Genomic DNA, 17,470 nt, shown 5'->3' with positions numbered 1-17,470 from the left:
GACATCGTCGTCATGGATAACCTCGGCTCGCACAAGTCGGCCGAGATCCGCCGGATGATCCAGGCGGCCGGGGCACGGCTCTGGTACCTGCCGCCCTACTCGCCCGACCTCAATCCGATCGAACAGGCCTTCGCCAAGATCAAGCATTGGATGCGCATGGCCCAGAAGCGGACCATCGAGGAAACGTGGCGACACGTCGGCCACCTCGTCACCACCATCCCGTCCGACGAATGCGCAAACTACTTCGAAAACGCAGGCTATGCTTCCGTCAAAACCTGAAACGCTCTAGTAGGAAACGCCGTAATAATCGTCCACGCGGCGGCCATAGGCGGGATCGACCCAGTCGGGCGCGGAATCGGCGCCGTAGCGCGGGGCGTTCTTGAGCTGGTCGATCGTGATGCCGACCACGTAGCCGCCCTGGCGCTCGTCGTATTTCAGGACTTCCCAGGGCAGCGGGTGATAATCCTCGCCGATGCCGAGAAAGCCGCCGAAGGACATGATCGCGTATTTCACGCGCCCGTCCCGCTTGCCGATCACGAGGTCGTAGATATGGCCGAGATTGTCGCCCTCGGTGTTGTAGACGCGCGTTCCGTTGACGCGGCTCGCCTCGATGTTGTCGGCCCCGACCTGCAACTCGGAGATCGGTCCGGTTCCCATTGTCGAAGACATCTTGGCCACTCCCTGAATTGAACAGATGACTACCAACGCCGAGAGCGGCGCGCCGTTCCCGCCAAGGGTTCCGTTCAGGGTTCCCGTTCCGGGGCGGGGGCGTTAGTTGATCGCCCGAGAACAGGCATTCGCGCGAAAGGACCAGGATCATGAGAACGGTGGAACTCGCCGACGGAACGAGCGTGCCGGCGCTCGGGCAGGGCACCTGGATGATGGGCGAGACGGGCGCGCGGCACGGCGAGGAGGTCGCCGCGCTCCGGCGCGGGCTCGATCTGGGCATGACGCTGATCGACACGGCGGAAATCTACGGCGACGGCGCGTCCGAGGAACTCGTGGGTGAGGCCATCGAAGGGCGGCGCGACGAGGTGTTCCTCGTCTCCAAGGTCGCGCCGAGCCACGCCTCGCGGCGCGGAACGATCGCGGCCTGCGAGGCGAGCCTGGAGCGGCTCGGAACCGACCGGCTCGATCTCTACCTCCTCCACTGGCGCGGCCGCTTTCCGCTCGGCGAAACGGTGGCCGCGATGGAGGACCTGATCGATGCCGGCAAGATCCTGCGCTGGGGCGTGTCGAATTTCGACGTCGCCGACATGGAGGAACTGATGGAGGTCGAGGGCGCGCGTGGCTGCGCGGTGAACCAGATCCTCTACAATCTCGACCATCGCGGCCCGGAATTCGACCTCCTGCCCTGGCTGGACGAGCGGATCGTGGCGCCCATGGCCTATTCGCCCATCGGGCAGGGCGGGGCGCTCCTGCGCCGGCCCGCGCTTGTCGAGGTCGCCGAGCGGCACGACCGGAGCCCGGCACAGATCGCGCTCGCCTTCACGCTGCGCCATCCCGGCACGCTGTCGATCCCGAAGGCGAGCACAGAGGCGCATGTGCGCGACAACGCCGCCGCCGCCGATCTGCGGCTCGACGCGGAGGACTGGGCGCTGCTCGACGCGGCCTTCCCGCCGCCGGAGCGCAAGACGCCCCTTGCGATGATTTAACCCTCGCAGGGCGTGTCCACGCTCACAAAGACTTGACGGATGCCGGTGCAGGGCCGACGGGACGAAGGGGCGCTTGAGCGCGCCCGCCCGTTGCCCGCCGACAGGATCGCCCGCCATGTCCTCGCTCTCCGCCCCGGCTCGCCGTCGTCGCCTGCGCACGCTCCGCCGCTCGCGCGCCGTCTGGATGTCGCGAAAGGTCTGGCGGCCGCGCCTCGTCTTCTGGGCCGGCGCGGTGGCGATCGGTCTCGTCAGCGTGCTCTTCGCCGAGGCGGCGGACGGCGCGCAGCATCTCTTCGCCGCGATGGCGGGTCAGGGTGGTGCGCTCGGCTATGCGCTGCGCCTTCTCGTGCCGCCGCTCGGCTTCGCCTTGTCGGCCTGGCTGGCGCTGCGCTTCTTTCCCTATACGCAGGGCAGCGGCATTCCGCAGGCCATCGCCGCCCGACATCTGGAGGACGATGGCGAGCGCCGGCTGCTTCTGTCGCTCAAGGGCGCGGCCGGCAAGATTCTCCTGACCGTCGTCGGGCTTCTGTCCGGCGCCTCGATCGGGCGCGAAGGGCCGACCGTGCAGGTCGGCGCGGCGATCATGCTGGCGTCCGGCCGCATCGGCGGCATGGCCCATGCCCGGGGGCTGATCCTCGCAGGGTCGGCCGCCGGCATCGCGGCGGCCTTCAACACGCCGCTCGCCGGGATCGTCTTCGCGATCGAGGAGATGGGCCGCTCCTACGAGGCGCGCACCAACGGGCTCGTCCTGTCGGCCGTGGTGCTGGCCGGCCTCGCCTCGCTCGCGCTGACCGGCAACTACACCTATTTCGGCGAGACCTCCGGCACGGTCGCCACGCTCAGGGATTGGGGCCTGGTGCTCGCCTGCGGCGTTCTCGGCGGCGCGCTCGGCGCCCTGTTCAGCAAACTGGTGCTCGCCCTCATGCGACGGTTCCGCCTCTGGACGCGCGGGCGCGCCGGGCGGCTCGTCGCGCTCGCGGCCGCCTGCGGCCTCGGCGTCGCGCTGATCGGTCTTCTGTCGGGCGGCACAAGCTACGGCACGGGGTACGAGACGGCGCGCGCCGCCGTGGAAGGACAGGCGGGCGATCCGGCCTTCTTCCTGTGGAAATTCGCCGCGAGCCTCCTGTCCACCGTGTCGGGCGTGCCAGGCGGCATCTTCGCGCCCTCGCTCTCGGTGGGCGCCGGGCTCGGTGCGACGCTCGGCCTCGTGTTCGGCGCCAATATCGGGCTGGCGGCGACGCTCGGCATGGCCGGCTATTTCGCCGGTGTCGTGCAGGCGCCGATGACCGCCTTCGTCATCATTCTGGAGATGACCGCCGCGCGCGAGCACGTGATGCCGCTTCTGGTCGCCGCGATGATCGGATTCGGCACTGCCCGCCTCATTTCCGGCGAACCGCTCTACCACACCCTGTCGCGCAACTTCATCGCGGATATCCTGCGCTTGAGCCGCGCGGCCGAGCAGCCCCAGACCAAGCGAGGGGACGATCGGCCGGAGTAAGAGTGCCTGACAGGACCTCCGGGCGGAGGATGGTCGAGGGGTTTTCGTCAGTCCGCGCGGAGCGAAGCGCAGTCGATGCCGGTGGCATCGGCGAGCATTCGCGACAAAGTGGCTGGCGGAAAGACCCGACAAGCCGACCCCACGAGGTTTTGTTGGGCACTCTGGAACGCGTGCTTCGAGCCGCAGGCTCTCGGGCTGTGGGAATGCCGCGTTCAGGGTTGATTAACCATCTTCGCGTCAGTGTAATGCCCTATCTGCTCTCGGAGACGTTGCACGGCATGGGCCGATTTCGGGAAAGGACGCCAAGCATGGGGAAGACGAGGTTTTGGGCGGCGACCTGCATGGCGCTGGTCGGCCTGTCGGCGTTCGCGCTTCCTGCCGCCGCGCAGCAGAGCTACGACCCCTATTACCAGAACGAAAGCCGCGGCGCCGAGCGCTTCGTGGACGAGAACGGCAACATCGTCACGGTCGATTCCTACGGCCGGGTGATCGATGTCGAGCGGCCTCGCGCGCAGAGCCGGCGCCGCGACGCGCCGCCGGGCGTCGCCTACGAGGTGCCGCGCGCCGACGACGGTTATTACCAGGGCGGGCGCGACCCCTATGCGAGCCGGCGCGACCCCTATGGCGGGCAGCGCGACGCGAGCCTCGACGATCCCTATTCGCAGGGCTTCGAGGGCCCCTACAATGACGGCCCCGTGGAATCGGCGCCCCTGCCGGCGCCGGGCGGCTACGATTCGCCCGACCAGACCATGACCGGCTCGATCCCGCCGAGCGACGGATCGTTCGGCAATCTGCCGCCGTCCATGGGCGTGCCCCACGAGGGCTCGACCATGATCGAGACCCATCCCGCGCCCAAGGTGGTCGGCCCGAAGGGCAAGAACGCCAAGGCCGAGATCGCCGCGCTTCAGGTTCTGCTCGACCGCGCCGGCATCTCGCCGGGCGTCATCGACGGGCGGATGGGCGGCAATGTCGACAAGGCCGTGGCCGCCTATACCGAAAAGACCGGGCGCACGATCGACGCGACCGACGCGCGCGGCCTGATGGAAGAGCTGATGGAGACCGGCGGCCCGGCCGTCACCTCCTACACGATCACCAACGAGGACGTGTCCGGCCCCTATGTCGCCGCGATCCCCGAGGACTACGCCCACAAGGCCGCTCTGCCGGCCATGTCCTACACGCGCGTCACGGAAATGCTCGCCGAGCGCTTCCACATGGACGAGGACTACCTGAGGGAGATCAATCCCGGCGCCGATTTCGACCGGCCCGGCACGATCATCAAGGTCATGGCGACGGGGTCGAACGTCAGCGGCGAGGTCGTGAAGATCATCGCCGACAAGGGCCGCGAGCAGGTCCGCGCCTATGACGCGAGCGGCCAGCTCGTGGCGGCCTATCCGTCCTCGATCGGCTCGACCTCGACGCCCTCGCCCTCCGGCACGGTCGATGTGACGCGCATCGCCTTCGATCCGAACTACACCTACAATCCAAAGATCAACTTCAAGCAGGGCTCGAACGACAAGGTTCTGACCATTCCGCCCGGTCCGAACGGCCCGGTCGGCACGATCTGGATCGCGCTGTCGAAGCCGACCTACGGCATTCACGGAACGCCCGAGCCCTCCAAGATCGGCAAGACCAACAGCCATGGCTGCATCCGCCTCACCAATTGGGACGCGACGGAACTGGCCAAGATGGTGAAGCCCGGCACGGTGGTGCAGTTCATCGACTGAGGAGCGAGGCGGCATCCGCCCCGTTTTCCGGTCCCCGCTTTCGAGCCCCGTCGATCCTCTCGGCGGGGCTTTTCTTTTAGGGGAGGGCGGGCCGCGTGGCTGAGGCGTGGTCCGCCCGCGCGGGAACCTTGCCGACCTCCGCTCCGTTTGGGCCGCCGGGGGAGTGCATCATGATCGAGATCGTGTCGGGCCGCCGTTGGAGCGCCTTGGTTCTGTCTGTCGTCGGCCGGCACGGCGCGGCGCTTGCTGTCGCGCTGGGCCTCGGCACGGCGCCCGGCTTCGCCGCACCGGCGCGCCCGCCCGTTCCGGCCGCCGCGCCGGAGGACGCGCCGCGCGGCGAGGCCGCAACGCCGCCCGCTGCCCCGGCGCCAGAGAGCATCCCGCGTCCCGAGCCTCGGCCTGAGCCCACGCCGGGCGAGGCGTCTGATGGCCCCGCAGGGGAGGCGGCTCCCAAGCCCGCCGAGAAGCCCCGGACGGACGACAAGCCCGATGCGGCCGACGAGCCCGAAGCCGGGCAGAAGCCCGAGCCGAAGGCCGAGGACCCTGCCGCCGCAACCGCGAAGCCCGAGGCCGCGCCCGCGTCCTCAGACACGGCGCCGGCGTCGCCGAGCGAGCCCGCCGGCCCGCCCGCGCCGCAGCCCGCCTATGTGCCGCCGGACAAGGCGCGCACGACGCCGGAGCCGAGCGCGCCGGATGTGCCGGACATGGCCGTGACGCCGGCCGAAACCGTCGAGGCCGCCGCCGCCGTGGAAGACGCGGTCGCCTGCGAGACGGAACTCAAGGCGCGGGGCGTCGAGTTCACCGTGGGCGAGACGATCGCGGACGGGCAGTGCGGCGTGTTGCGGCCGGTGTCGATCCGCAAGCTCTCCTCCGGCGTTTCGGTGGAGCCCGGTACGACCTTTCTCTGCCGCACGGCCCTCGCGCTCGACATCTGGGTGTCGGAGGGCGTCGAGCCGGCCGCGAAGGCGGAGTTCGCGGGCACGCGCGTCAAGGCCCTGAGCCAGGCCTCGACCTATGTCTGCCGGGCGCGGGCCAGCGAGTCCCGCATTTCCGAGCATTCGCGCGGCAGCGCCATCGACATTGCCGGGTTCGAACTATCAGATGGTCGCAAGGTGCCGGTGGACGCCACCCAGCCCGGCACGTCGGAGGATCGGTTCGCCGCGCGCGTGCGCCGCGCCGCCTGCGGTCCGTTCCGCACCGTGCTCGGGCCGGGCACCGATTCCGACCATGGCACCCATCTGCATCTCGATATCGCGGCCCGGTCCCACGACGCGACCTATTGCCGGTAGCGGCTGGTCAGGCGCTCCGTCTTGCCTATAGTCCGCGCCGAAGCCGCTCCCGACTCATGGCCGGGGCGGCGGCCGGCTTGAAGGGAAGGATGCGGCAGGCATGACCTATATCGCGGACGAGAAGCGCTACGGCGCCATGAACTATCGGCGCTGCGGGCGCTCGGGGATCGATCTTCCCTCCATCTCGCTCGGCCTCTGGCAGAATTTCGGCGGCACCGACGTCTACGAGACCGGCCGCGCCATCCTGCGCCGCGCCTTCGACCGGGGCGTCACGCATTTCGACCTCGCCAACAATTACGGCCCGCCCTACGGCTCGGCGGAAGAGAATTTCGGCCGCTGGATGGACCAGGACTTCCGGCCCTATCGCGACGAGCTTCTGATCTCCTCCAAGGCCGGCTGGGACATGTGGCCCGGCCCCTACGGCAATTTCGGCTCGCGCAAATATCTCGTCGCCAGCCTCGACCAGAGCCTCAAGCGCATGGGGCTCGACTATGTCGACATCTTCTACCACCACCGGCCCGATCCCAAGACGCCGCTGGAAGAGACGATGGGCGCGCTCGACCAGATCGTGCGCTCGGGCAAGGCGCTCTATGTCGGCGTGTCCTCCTATTCGCCGGAGCTGACGCGCCGCGCCCATGCCATCCTGAAGGAGATGGGCACGCCGCTCCTCATCCATCAGCCCTCCTATTCCATGCTGAACCGCTGGACCGAGGACGGGCTTCTGGACACGCTCACCGAGCTCGGCGTCGGCTGCATCGCCTTCTCGCCGCTGGCGCAGGGGCTCCTGTCGAACAAGTATCTGAACGGCGTGCCGCAGGATTCGCGCGCTTCGAAGGAAGGCTCCTTCTCCTCCGGCCTCGTGACGGAAGAGAATGTCGGCCGCATCCGCGCGCTGAACGCCATTGCCGAGCGGCGCGGCCAGTCGCTGGCGCAGATGGCGATCGCCTGGGTGCTGCGCAACGAGCGCGTCACCTCGGCGCTGATCGGCGCGCGTACGGTGGAACAGCTGGACTCCTCGCTCGACGCTCTCTCCAACACGAGCTTCTCGGGCGAAGAACTCTCCGAGATCGATCGTCACGCGACGGATGGCGGCATCGATCTCTGGCGCTCGCAGTCGGCGATCCAGCCGAAGGAATAGGCCGGAGCGGCTTGTTCGAACTATAGAGAAGGGCGGGGCCTTGCGGCACCCGCCCTTTTTCATGACCCGCCCGCCCTTTTCATGACCCATAAGCGACGCCGCGCGGCTTATCGGCCGGCGACGTGCATTTCCTCGGAGCTTTCCTTCAGGATGTTCTCGATGCGCTCGCGCTCCTTGGCGAAGGCTTCGAGCTGCGCGCCGGAAAGCTGGCGTCCGTTCGGCAGGCGGATGCGCATCGGGTCGACGCGCGTGCCGTTGACGCTCACTTCGTAATGGAGATGGTTGCCGGTGGAGAGGCCGGTCGAGCCGACATAGCCGATGATCTGCCCCTGGCGGACCTTGGCGCCCGCCGTCACGCCCTTGGCGATCTGGCTCTGGTGGGAATAGGACGTCTCGTAGCCATTGGCGTGCTTGATGATGGTCTGCTGGCCGTTGCCGGTGGACCAGCCCGCCCGCTCCACCACGCCCGAGCCCGACGCCAGGATCGGCGTGCCGCGCGGGGCGGCCCAGTCGACGCCCCAGTGCATTCGCGAATAGCCGAGAATCGGATGCCGGCGCGAGCCGAAGGGGGAGGAGAAGCGCCCGTTCGGAACGGGATTGCGCAGGAGGAACTGGCGCGACGAGCGGCCGTCCTCGTCGTAATAATCGACCTGCCCGTCGTCGGGCGAGAAGAAGCGGTAATAGCGCTTCGTCTCGCCGCCGAAATTGGCCTCCACATAGAGGATCTGGGATTCGTCGGTCGCGGTCTGCTCGCCCTCGGCGAGCGTGTAGAGAACCGTCAGCCGATCGTCGCGATCGAGCCGGGCCTGATAGTCCACGTCGGCCGCCAGAATGCGGATGAGGCGCTGACACAGGCGGGTGTCGAGCCCGTAGGCGAGAGCGGCCTGATAGATGCCGTCATAGACGGTCGGCATGCTCTGGCGCAGCGGCGCTTCGGTGGCGTTCTCGTCGAACGCTTCGGCCACGGAGCGGCTGAGGGTCGGCTCGGGGGCCTGCGTGAAGCGGCCCTTGTCGTCGAGGCCGACGGTGGCGAGATGCTCGGTGCCCTTGTAGGCCGAGAGGCGCACGATGCGCGAGTCGCTGCCGTCGGGCTCGAGACCGAGCCGCAGGACCTCGCCCGCGTCGAGCGTGTCCCGCCGCAGGAGATCCGCCAGCCGGCCGGCCGCTTCATCGACCTTTTCGTGGCCGGTTTCCTCCAGCGCCTCGCGGATCGAGCGCTTCTCGCGGAAGGGCACGATCTCCTCGAAATAGCGCGCCGTGCGCTCGCTCGCCCCTTCCGAGGCGGAAACGGAGACGTTCTCGCGGATGACGCGGAAGGCCGAGCCCGGCACGTATTCGTCGGCATCCGACATGCCGCCGCCGAAGCGCGTGGCGTCGAAGGGCTGGATCGCGGCCACCTGCACGGGCGCGGCGTCCTGCTTGGGCGCGGCGGCGCGAACCAGAAGCTCGGCCTCCTTGGTGCCGACATCGGCGAACGTGTCGGCCGGCGCCTTGAAGTCGAAGGACTGCATGGAGACCTGAACGTCGGCCTCGACCTTGCCCTCGTAGATCTGCCCGGTTTCGAGCGCCGGCGCGGCGTCCGGCTTGTCGTCGTCGCTGAAGACCTTCATCGCGTCGAAGGCGGGATAGGACGCGGTGGTTGGATGCCGGGCGGCCAGAAGCATGGAGGCGTAGGCGAAGGGCATGGTGCGCAGCACCTCGCGATCGCCCTCGCGGATCAGGGTCGGCACCTCGATCGTGGAGCGGTTGCGGTCGATCGGGATCGGGGTCGCGAAGACGCGCTCGCCCTTTTCCGACAGGTCGCTGACGGCGGCCGCCGCGACGCCCACCACGGCCGGGCGCACCAGGATGTGGCGTCCGTCGTGAGCGGCCGAAAGCGCGATGCCCATGAGGGCGGTGGAGGTGATGCCGGTCAGGAGCGTGCCGGCCAGCCAGCGCGCCGAAACCTGGCGCCGATCGGGCTTGCGCCGACGGTCCGCGACCAGCGGGGGTTCGTTGCCGAAGTCGGGCTTGGCGTAGCGTTCGTGGTGCATTCACGTCCCGTCTGAACTGCGCCCGGCTTCGAACCCGACTGAGGCGGATTCGCGACAGGATCGGGGCGACGCTGCCGTCGCCACTCGGGTGTCACTCCCGGGCCACAGGTCCCATGACGGATGGAGATAGAGCGGATCGGGTCCTCCGCTGTCAACCTTTCCGCAAGGATTGCCCCTTTCGTCCACACGACATGATGAATCGCGTCAGCCTGCGCGGGGCTGGAATGGGTCTCGAGCAGCGTTCGAACGCGCCGCCATCTGGGCGAGGCCATTTCCGGACTCTACATAAAAATCGTCATTCCCGGCGGCGTTCGGCCTAAACTTTCCGCATCGTGCCTTGCGCCTCGGCGTCATGGACGACACATCTTGGAAAGCAGCGGCGTAACCGACTCACACCAACTTCGACGAATGGAACATCCCATGGCATCCAAGCTCGACCAACTTCGCGAGATGACCACGGTCGTCGCCGACACCGGCGACATCGAAGCGGTCCGCGAGCTTCGGCCGGTGGACTGCACGACCAATCCGACCATCGTCCTGAAGGCGCTCGGCACGCCCATGTTCGACGACGCCTTCGCCGAGGCGCTGAGCTGGGGCCAGTCCAAGGGCGGCGGCGGCCGCTCCGTGGCGAACGCGGTGGCCGACCGCCTCGCGGTCTCCGTCGGCGCGGCGCTGGCCGAGCTGGTTCCGGGCCGAGTGTCGACCGAAGTCGACGCCGACCTCTCCTTCGACGTGGAAGGCTCGGTGAACCGCGCCCGCCACATCATCGCCGACTACAAGGAGCGCGGCGTCGACCGGGAGAAGATCCTGATCAAGCTCGCCGCCACCTGGGAAGGCATCCGCGCGGCGGAAGTCCTCCAGAAGGAAGGCATCGACACCAACCTGACGCTGATCTTCTCCAAGGCCCAGGCCATCGCCTGCGCCGATGCCGGCGTCTTCCTGATCTCGCCCTTCGTCGGCCGCATCATGGACTGGTACGCCAAGTCCACCGGCAAGACCTACGGGCCCGAGGAAGATCCGGGCGTCCTGTCGGTCCGCTCGATCTACGACTACTACAAGTCCAACGGCATCAAGACCGTCGTCATGGGCGCCTCGTTCCGCAATGTGGGCGAGATCGAGGCCCTGGCGGGCTGCGACCGTCTCACCATCTCGCCGGCGCTTCTCAAGGAGCTCTCGAACGACCAGGGCACGCTGGAGCGCAAGCTCTCGCCCGAGACGTTCAACAAGATCGATCCGATCACGATGGACGAGCGCACCTTCCGCTGGGCGCTGAACGAGGACGCGATGGCGACCGAGAAGCTCGCCGAGGGCATCCGCTCCTTCGCGAAGGACCTGCGCGAGCTGCGCGGCCTCGTCGCCAAGCGCCTCGAGGGCGGCCCTGCCGCCGTCGCCGCGCAGTAAGGCTCGGGCGTCTTCATCATGTTTCGAGCGGCGGCCTTCGGGCCGCCGTTTTCGTGTCGAGAGGCCCCGTCGTTCAGAGGCAGAGCGTGAGGCCGAGGATCGGCGCGTAGTTGATGAGCGTCACCACCACGGCTGCGATGCCCGCATGGAGCGCGCCGAAGGCGAGGAACCTGTCCGGCTCGGCCCCACCGGCGGCCTGTGCCCGCTTGCGGCAGAGAACGAAGAGACCGCCGAGCGCCATGAGATGCGTGAGCCAGAGCACTACCAGAAGGGCGCGCAGCCCGCTCACCGGCCCGAGGCGCACCGCGTCCCAGCCGAAGGCGCAGCCGACCGACAGGCCGGCATAGAGCGCCACGAAGGCCGAGCTCCAGATCACGAAGCCGGCGATCAAGAGAAGCAGCGACAGAGAGCGCGTCATCCGGCGAGCCCCCGCAGCGGCAGGAGGAGGGGCAGCAGGGCGACGAGCGCGAGCGCCAGGAGGCCCGTCGCGGCGGTGAAGTCGTGCCAGAGAAGGCCGATGCGAAGATCGCCCTGCCGCCGCGCCGACACATAGCCCGCCCGCACGCGCCAGAGCGCGAAGCCCGCGAAGACGGCGCCGAGGCCCGCATGGAGGGCCACGAAGACCAGAAGCGCCGCGACCGTGGAATAGGTCGCGTGGCTGGTCGGCGCGGGCAGATGCAGCGCGATCGTGGCGAGCGCGAGGGCAGAGGCCAGAGCCTGCGCGCCGAGCGCGGCGAGGAGAAGCGCGCCGGAGGGGCGTCCGGTGCGCGCGAGCGGGCGCTGCGCCAGCCGGGCGGCCGCAGAGGCCGCGACCACGAGCGCGCCGGTGGCGGCGAGCCAGCCGAGCGGCAGGTCGAGACCGGCCGGCGGCGGCCAGTTGGGGGCGACGAGCCAAAGGAACAGCGTGCCGAAGGCGAGCGAGGCGAAGATCGTGCCGTCGGCCAGAAGGAGGAAGAGCGTCGCCCACCAGGAGGGCGGACGCTCCGTCTCGGCATGAACCGGCAGGGCGAGACCCCGACCCGCCGGCAGGAGGCCGTGATCGACGGGCGAGCCCGAGCCGGGCGTCCAGGCGAGGAACAGGCCGAGGACGAGGATCGGCAGGACGGCCGACACCCAATAGAGCTTGAACAGGAGCGAGAGGACGAAGAGGCCGATCGCGAGCGCGGTCCAGAGCGGCAGGAAGCTCGGGCGCGGCAGGATCGCGATGGCCTGGGGCGTGCCCGAATTCATGGAGACGATCAGGGTTTCCTGCCAGCCGTTGCGGGGCATCGCGAGATAGCCCTTGCCGGCGGCGAGATCCTGCCCGAGCTCGGGCTGTTCGTGCAGCGGATCGCGAGAGGCGATGTCGGGGAGCGAGGCGAAGGCGTAGGAGGGCGGGGGCGTTGCCGTCGCCCATTCCAGCGTGCCGGCCTTCCACGGATTGCGCGGGGACACGCGCCCGAAGCGGAACTGGAACAGCATGTCCACGGCGAAGAGCGCGAAGCCCATCGTCATGATAAAGCCGCCGATCGAGGACACGAGATTGAGCGCGCCCCAGCCATAGCCGGCCTCATAGGTGTAATAGCGCCGGGGCATGCCGTAGAGCCCGGTCAGGTGCATGATGAGGAAGGTCGTGTTGAAGCCGATGAAGATCAGCCAGAAGGCGACGGTGCCGACCTTGTAGAGCGGCTGGCGCCCGGTCATGTGCGGCAGCCAGTAATAGGCCGCCGCGAGCATCGGGAAGATGAAGCCGCCGACCAGCACATAGTGGAGATGCGCGACCACGAACTGCGTGTCGTGGACCTGCCAGTCGAAGGGCACGATGGCGAGCATGACGCCGGTGAGCCCGCCGCAGACGAAGACGAAGAAGAAGCCGAGAAGATAGAGCATCGGCGTCGACAGCTTCGGCCGCCCCGCCATCATCGTGCCGATCCACAGGAAGATCTGGACGCCGGTCGGCACGGCGACGAGGACGCTCGCGGCCGAGAAGAACCCTTGCGCCAGATGCGGGATGCCCACCGTGAACATGTGGTGGACCCAGAGGCCGAAGGACAGGAAGCCCATGGCGACGATCGCGACCACGATCCAGGAATAGCCGAGGATCGCCCGCCCGACGAGAACCGGCAGGATGGTGGAGATGACGCCCGCCGCCGGCAGGAAGATGATGTAGACCTCCGGGTGCCCGAACAGCCAGAAGAGGTGCTGCCAGAGCAGCGGGTCGCCGCCGCGCGTCGGATCGAAGAAGGGCAGGTCGAAGGCCCGTTCCATCTCGAGAAGGATCGAGCCGAGGATCAGCGGCGGAAAGCCGACCAGCATCATGCCGGCGGTGACGAGAATGTACCAGGCAAAGAGCGGCATGCGGGCCAGGCTCATGCCCGGCGCGCGGAATTTCAGGATCGACACCGTCAGCTCGATCGCCGCGCCCACGGCGGAAATCTCCACGAAGGTGATGCCGAGCAGCCAGACATCGGCATTGATGCCCGGCGAATACTGGCCGGAGGAAAGCGGCGTGTACATGAACCAGCCGGAATCGGGCGCGTAGCCCGCCAGCATGGCACCGATCAGGATCGAGCCGCCGAAGACGTAGCACCAGAAGCCGAAGGCCGAGAGGCGCGGAAAGGCGAGGTCGCGCGCGCCCAGAAGCTTGGGCAGGAAATACATCGCCACGCCCTCGAACATCGGGATGGCGAAGAGGAACATCATCACCGTGCCGTGCATGGTGAAGATCTGGTTGTAGAGATCGGGGCCGACGAAGGCGCTGTGCGGCGAAGCGAGCTGGGCGCGGATCAGCATGGCGAGAACGCCGCCGATGGCGAAGAACACGAAGGCCGCGACGATGAAGCGGCGGCCGATCACCGTGTGGTTGACGGCCGACAGCCGGCCCCAGCCGGGCGGCGTGTGCCAGATGCGCTCCAGCGCCAGATGAAGCGCGGCCGGCGACAGGGGCGTCCCGCCCTGGCCTTTCGAGGGAGCGGCGGCGCGGGTCTTGGTCAAGGCGCGGTCTCCCGGACGGCGGACAGGGGTTCGAGGGCCTCGGCGAGCGCCGGCGCATAGGTCTCGGGCGGATGGGCGATCACGGTGAAGGCCATGTTGGCATGGCCCGTGCCGCAGAATTCGGCGCAGACGCCGCCATAGGTGCCCGGCCGATCGGCCGACAGGCGGATCACGTTCACGTGGCCGGGAATGGCGTCGATCTTGCCGCCCAAGCGCGGCACCCAGAAGGAATGGATGACGTCGGTGCCGATCACGGCGACGTCCACCGGGCGGCCGGCGGGCAGATGGAGGCTGTTCGTGGTCGCGCCGTCCACGCCGGGATAGCGGAACTCCCAGTACCATTGATGCGGCCGGGCTTCGACGCGCACGAGGCCCGGTTCTCCGGGATGGGCGAGCAATCTCTCGCCCGTCGCCAGGGCGAAGACGAGGAGCGAGGAGAGGACGACGCCCGGAAAGGCGAGCCCGCCCCAGACCAGCCAGCGCCTGGGCGCGATGTCGCGCCCCCAGCCCGGGCGCAGGAAGGCGAAGGCGACGAGACCGAGCACCAGCGCCATGATCGCCAGCGACCCGGCGAACATGACCCACCAGAGAAGGGCGGTGGAGCGCGCCGCCGGGCCGGCCGGATCGAGAATCGAAAGCTTGCCGGCGCAGCCGGAAAGCCCAAGTGGCACGAAGGCGAGCGCCCATCGGCCGATCGCGCCCCGTTTCATCGAGGAAAAGCCATGTCCCAAGCGAACTCGTCCTCGCGTGCCAGCGTCAGCCCCGTCATCAGCAAGGTGACGGAAAAGGACATTTCCTCCGCCATCGCGGTCGCGGGTCATCCGATTCACGCCATGGCCGTGCATTTTCCCATCGCCCTCGCCATCGCGACGCTCGGCTGCGACGTCTTCTACTGGTGGTCGGCCGATGCGTTCTGGGTGCGCTGCGGCCTCTGGGCGGCGGGCTTCGCCTTCCTCACCGGCGTCGGCGCGGGGCTCGTCGGCACGATGGAGCTGATCTTCGTGCCGGGCATCCGCGCGCGGGCCGCAAGCTGGACCCATGCGATCGCCGCCATGGCGCTGATTTCCGTCTTGGGCATGAACTGGGGTCTGCGGCTGACGCAGCCCGACGCCGTCCTGCCGCTCGGCCTGTTCCTGTCGGTTCTCGGCGCGGCGCTGACGGGGCTCGCGGGCTGGCACGGGGGGAAGCTGATCCTGCATCATGGCGTCGGCATCATGGTGTCAGACGACGAATGAGGTCGCGGCCGAACTCGCCGAGCGCGCCGGGTCGCTGGAACAGGTCCGGCACGAGGGCGAGATCGACCGCCGGCTTGGCGAGCACCAGCCAGAGAATGGCGGTCAGCGTCAGCGACAGGACGACGAGCGCGGACACCATGCGCCAGGCCCGGAAGTGCTTGTCGTCGTCGAAGAGCGACAGGATCACCAGCCCCGTCCAGACATGAAGCCCGGTGAGGACGCCGACGAACAGAAGCTTCAGCGCGAACCAGACGGTGAAGACCTCGCGCAGGAGGATCAGCGCCGTGCCGGACGCGATGGCGAGAAACGCCGCCGGCGAGATCACGACGATATAGGCAAAGCGCGTGAAGGCATGGAGCCGGTGCAGCGGCGGCCCGGCGCCGGCCGCCTCGCGCTGGTTCATCAGGACGGGCAGAAGCAGGAGCCCGCCGCACCAGATCACCATCGTCGCGATGTGAAGGGCCTTGGTCCAGACGAGGATCACGCCGCGCGCTCCTCGGCCTTCAGATGGGCACCGAGCGCCAGAAGCGCGGCGAGGAGATAGGGCAGGTTCGCGGGCACCCACATGAGAAGCCCGGCGAGCTGCTGGTCCTCCAGCGCCGACAGGCCGAAGGGCAGGGTGGAAAGGAAATGCGGCGCGTAGAGCGGCGCGGGCGCGAAGGTGATGAGCGCGCCGAGAAGCCCCATCTGCGCGACGATGCCGAGATGCACGAGGAGAACGCGCATCAGGGATGCGCCCGGCGCGAGCAGCCCGCGCCACAGAAGCACGGCCGAGCCGAGCAGCGAGATTTCCATCAGCCAGTAGATCGCGTCGCTGCCGAGCGCGAGGGCATAGGGCGCGGGCGCGTGCCAGACCCAGACCAGAACGACATGGACGAGCGCCAGCACGGACAGGCCGAGAACGGGAAGGGCGCGCCGCTGCGGCCAGGCGAGCGCCAGAAGCGGGGCGGCGAGCGAAATCAGAAGGAGATGATGGGCGATCCGCGCCGAGAACAGCGCCGAGGACAGGGCGCAGAGCGGCGAGACGAAGGCGAGGACGAGGCTCGCGATGGCGAGCCGGTGCCAGGTCCGGGGCGCGCCCGTCAACCGCCGCTCGCCGAAAAGGAGCGCCAGCCCGAGCAGCGTCAGGACCGCCGGATCGAGGTTCCAGCTCGACAGGAGTTCGTTCGGGGTCGGCGGGGCGCCGCAATAGGGAATGGTCACGGCGGCGCGATCCAACCTTCAAGAAAACGGTTCGTGGGAACAGGCGGCAAGACCCGTCATCCCAAGGGTAAGGCGGTGCGCTGCCCCGGCAATGTCTGACGCGCCGCAACGCCCCACCTCGCGAAGGCGTGACCGGAACTCCGGTCCCGCGCGCCGGAACCATGGCCCCGAGGCGGGATTGCGAAGGGGACGGGCGGCGCGTTCGCGACGACGCGACGGCGCGCGCCCCATGCGAAAGGCCCATCATGCAAGATTTCAAAAGCTCCGGTCCCTCCCGCCGTCAGATCGTGGGGGGCCTCACCACCGGCCTCGTCGCGGCGGCGGTGGGAACGCCGGCCTTCGCGCAAGAGAGTGGGGGCGCGAGCGGGAACGGGGGCACGGGCGCCGCGTCCGGCGAGCGCTCCAGGCTCCTCACCATGCAGGACCCGACCAAGGCCTATCCGCAGCCGCCCTTCGAGCGCCAGCCGCAGGACGCGCCGGGCCTCGCTTCGGCCATGAACCCCCGCCCCGACCACGGGGAGACGAGCTATCGCGGCTCCGGCCGGCTCGCGGGGCGCAAGGCGCTGATCACGGGCGGCGACAGCGGCATCGGCCGCGCGGCGGCGATCGCCTATGCGCGCGAAGGCGCCGATGTCGCCATCGGCTATCTGCCGGTGGAGGAAAGCGACGCGCAGGAGGTGATCCAGCTGATCGAGGCCGAAGGGCGCAAGGCGGTCGCCCTTCCCGGCGACATTTCGAACGAGAGCTTCTGCCGCGAGATGGTGGAGCGCGCGGCGAGCGAACTCGGCGGGCTCGACATTCTCGTCAACAATGCCGGCAAGCAGGTCTTCACGCCTGATCTCGAGGATGTCTCGACCGAGCAGTTCGACCAGACCTTCAAGGTCAATGTCTATGCGCCCTTCTGGATCACCAAGGCGGCGCTCCAGCACTTGAAGCCCGGCGCGTCGATCATCATCACCGCCTCGGTGCAGGCCTACGACCCCTCGGCCGAGCTTTTCGACTATGCGCAGACCAAGGCGTCCAACGTCGCCTTCGCCAAATCGCTCGCCAAGCAGCTCGGGCCGAAGGGCATCCGCGTCAACGCCGTCGCGCCCGGCCCCTATTGGACGCCGCTCCAGCCCTCGGGCGGGCAGTCGCAGGAGAATCTCGTGAGCTTCGGCGCCGACGCGCCGCTCGGCCGCCCCGGCCAGCCGGCCGAGATCGCCGGCATCTACGTGCTTCTCGCCTCGCAGGAATCGAGCTTCGCGACGGGGCAGGTCTACGGCTCGGCCGGCGGCAGCGGCCAGCCCTGACGAAAAGGGGCGGCTCGCGGGCCGCCCCA

General features: G+C 68.7%; 16 protein-coding genes. 9 read left to right on the top strand and 7 right to left on the bottom strand.

Going from position 1 to position 17,470, the window contains the following annotated elements; genetic code table 11:
• On the top strand, positions 1–279 hold a 279-nt coding region (locus tag B146_RS0120245), incomplete at its 5' end, for a transposase (RefSeq protein ID WP_019996716.1).
• Positions 280–285: 6 nt separating this feature from the next.
• On the opposite strand, the gene B146_RS0120240 is transcribed toward B146_RS0120245, so the two are convergent.
• Positions 286–669 (bottom strand): PRC-barrel domain-containing protein, encoded by a 384-nt coding sequence (locus B146_RS0120240; RefSeq protein WP_244877426.1) that lies wholly within the window; start codon positions 667–669, stop codon positions 286–288.
• Positions 670–818: 149 nt separating this feature from the next.
• Here B146_RS0120240 and B146_RS0120235 point away from each other — a divergent pair, with 149 nt between their 5' ends.
• From B146_RS0120235 to mgrA, 5 genes are all read left to right on the top strand, one after another.
• Positions 819–1,655: an aldo/keto reductase gene (locus tag B146_RS0120235; protein ID WP_019998309.1), complete on the top strand. Its 837-nt coding sequence runs from the start codon at positions 819–821 to the stop codon at positions 1,653–1,655.
• A gap of 115 nt (positions 1,656–1,770) precedes the next feature.
• Positions 1,771–3,153, top strand: coding sequence for a chloride channel protein (locus B146_RS0120230; RefSeq protein WP_019998308.1), 1,383 nt, complete (start codon positions 1,771–1,773; stop codon positions 3,151–3,153).
• Positions 3,154–3,461: 308 nt separating this feature from the next.
• Positions 3,462–4,877, top strand: a complete 1,416-nt coding sequence (locus B146_RS0120225; protein WP_244498256.1) for a L,D-transpeptidase — start codon at positions 3,462–3,464, stop codon at positions 4,875–4,877.
• Between the two features lie 170 nt (positions 4,878–5,047).
• A complete protein-coding gene (locus B146_RS27975; RefSeq protein WP_019998306.1) occupies positions 5,048–6,166 on the top strand; it encodes an extensin-like domain-containing protein in 1,119 nt (372 codons plus the stop codon).
• Between the two features lie 100 nt (positions 6,167–6,266).
• Positions 6,267–7,304 (top strand): L-glyceraldehyde 3-phosphate reductase, encoded by a 1,038-nt coding sequence (mgrA, locus tag B146_RS0120215; RefSeq protein ID WP_019998305.1) that lies wholly within the window; start codon positions 6,267–6,269, stop codon positions 7,302–7,304.
• A gap of 107 nt (positions 7,305–7,411) precedes the next feature.
• Here mgrA and B146_RS0120210 read toward each other — a convergent pair whose 3' ends face one another.
• Entirely contained in the window at positions 7,412–9,337 is a 1,926-nt protein-coding gene (locus B146_RS0120210) for a M23 family metallopeptidase (protein ID WP_019998304.1), read from the bottom strand.
• Positions 9,338–9,757: 420 nt separating this feature from the next.
• On the opposite strand from B146_RS0120210, the gene tal reads away from it, so the two are divergent.
• The gene (gene tal / locus B146_RS0120205; RefSeq protein ID WP_026358795.1) at positions 9,758–10,738 is read left to right on the top strand and encodes a transaldolase; all 981 of its coding nucleotides are present in this window, start codon (positions 9,758–9,760) and stop codon (positions 10,736–10,738) included.
• Between the two features lie 73 nt (positions 10,739–10,811).
• Here the strand turns inward: tal and B146_RS0120200 are convergent, their stop codons facing one another.
• The 3 genes from B146_RS0120200 to coxB are packed head-to-tail and all read right to left on the bottom strand — an operon-like array spanning position 10,812 to position 14,421.
• Positions 10,812–11,156 (bottom strand): hypothetical protein, encoded by a 345-nt coding sequence (locus B146_RS0120200; protein ID WP_019998302.1) that lies wholly within the window; start codon positions 11,154–11,156, stop codon positions 10,812–10,814.
• Entirely contained in the window at positions 11,153–13,711 is a 2,559-nt protein-coding gene (gene ctaD / locus B146_RS0120195) for a cytochrome c oxidase subunit I (protein ID WP_019998301.1), read from the bottom strand. The genes B146_RS0120200 and ctaD overlap by 4 nt, the downstream gene beginning before the upstream one ends.
• Positions 13,708–14,421: a cytochrome c oxidase subunit II gene (gene coxB / locus B146_RS0120190; protein WP_019998300.1), complete on the bottom strand. Its 714-nt coding sequence runs from the start codon at positions 14,419–14,421 to the stop codon at positions 13,708–13,710. The genes ctaD and coxB overlap by 4 nt, the downstream gene beginning before the upstream one ends.
• Positions 14,422–14,433: 12 nt before the next feature.
• On the opposite strand from coxB, the gene B146_RS0120185 reads away from it, so the two are divergent.
• Entirely contained in the window at positions 14,434–14,946 is a 513-nt protein-coding gene (locus tag B146_RS0120185) for a DUF2231 domain-containing protein (protein WP_019998299.1), read from the top strand.
• On the opposite strand, the gene B146_RS26795 is transcribed toward B146_RS0120185, so the two are convergent.
• Together B146_RS26795 and B146_RS0120175 are read right to left on the bottom strand one after the other, a co-directional pair.
• Positions 14,924–15,430 carry a CopD family protein gene (locus tag B146_RS26795; RefSeq protein ID WP_019998298.1) on the bottom strand — a complete coding sequence of 169 codons (507 nt, stop codon included), beginning with the start codon at positions 15,428–15,430 and terminating at the stop codon, positions 14,924–14,926. The two genes, B146_RS0120185 and B146_RS26795, sit on opposite strands and share 23 nt — an antisense overlap.
• Positions 15,427–16,149, bottom strand: a complete 723-nt coding sequence (locus B146_RS0120175) for a cytochrome c oxidase assembly protein (RefSeq protein WP_155897610.1) — start codon at positions 16,147–16,149, stop codon at positions 15,427–15,429. The genes B146_RS26795 and B146_RS0120175 overlap by 4 nt, the downstream gene beginning before the upstream one ends.
• 245 nt (positions 16,150–16,394) lie before the next feature.
• Between B146_RS0120175 and B146_RS0120170 the strand changes: the two genes are divergently transcribed.
• Positions 16,395–17,441, top strand: a complete 1,047-nt coding sequence (locus B146_RS0120170; protein WP_019998296.1) for an SDR family oxidoreductase — start codon at positions 16,395–16,397, stop codon at positions 17,439–17,441.
• Positions 17,442–17,470 lie beyond the last annotated feature (29 nt).

This window comes from Aureimonas ureilytica DSM 18598 = NBRC 106430 (assembly GCF_000382705.1).
Taxonomy (GTDB): domain Bacteria; phylum Pseudomonadota; class Alphaproteobacteria; order Rhizobiales; family Rhizobiaceae; genus Aureimonas; species Aureimonas ureilytica.
The sequence above is the reverse complement of the archived record's forward strand: the minus strand, read 5'-3'. Positions and strand labels throughout refer to the sequence as shown.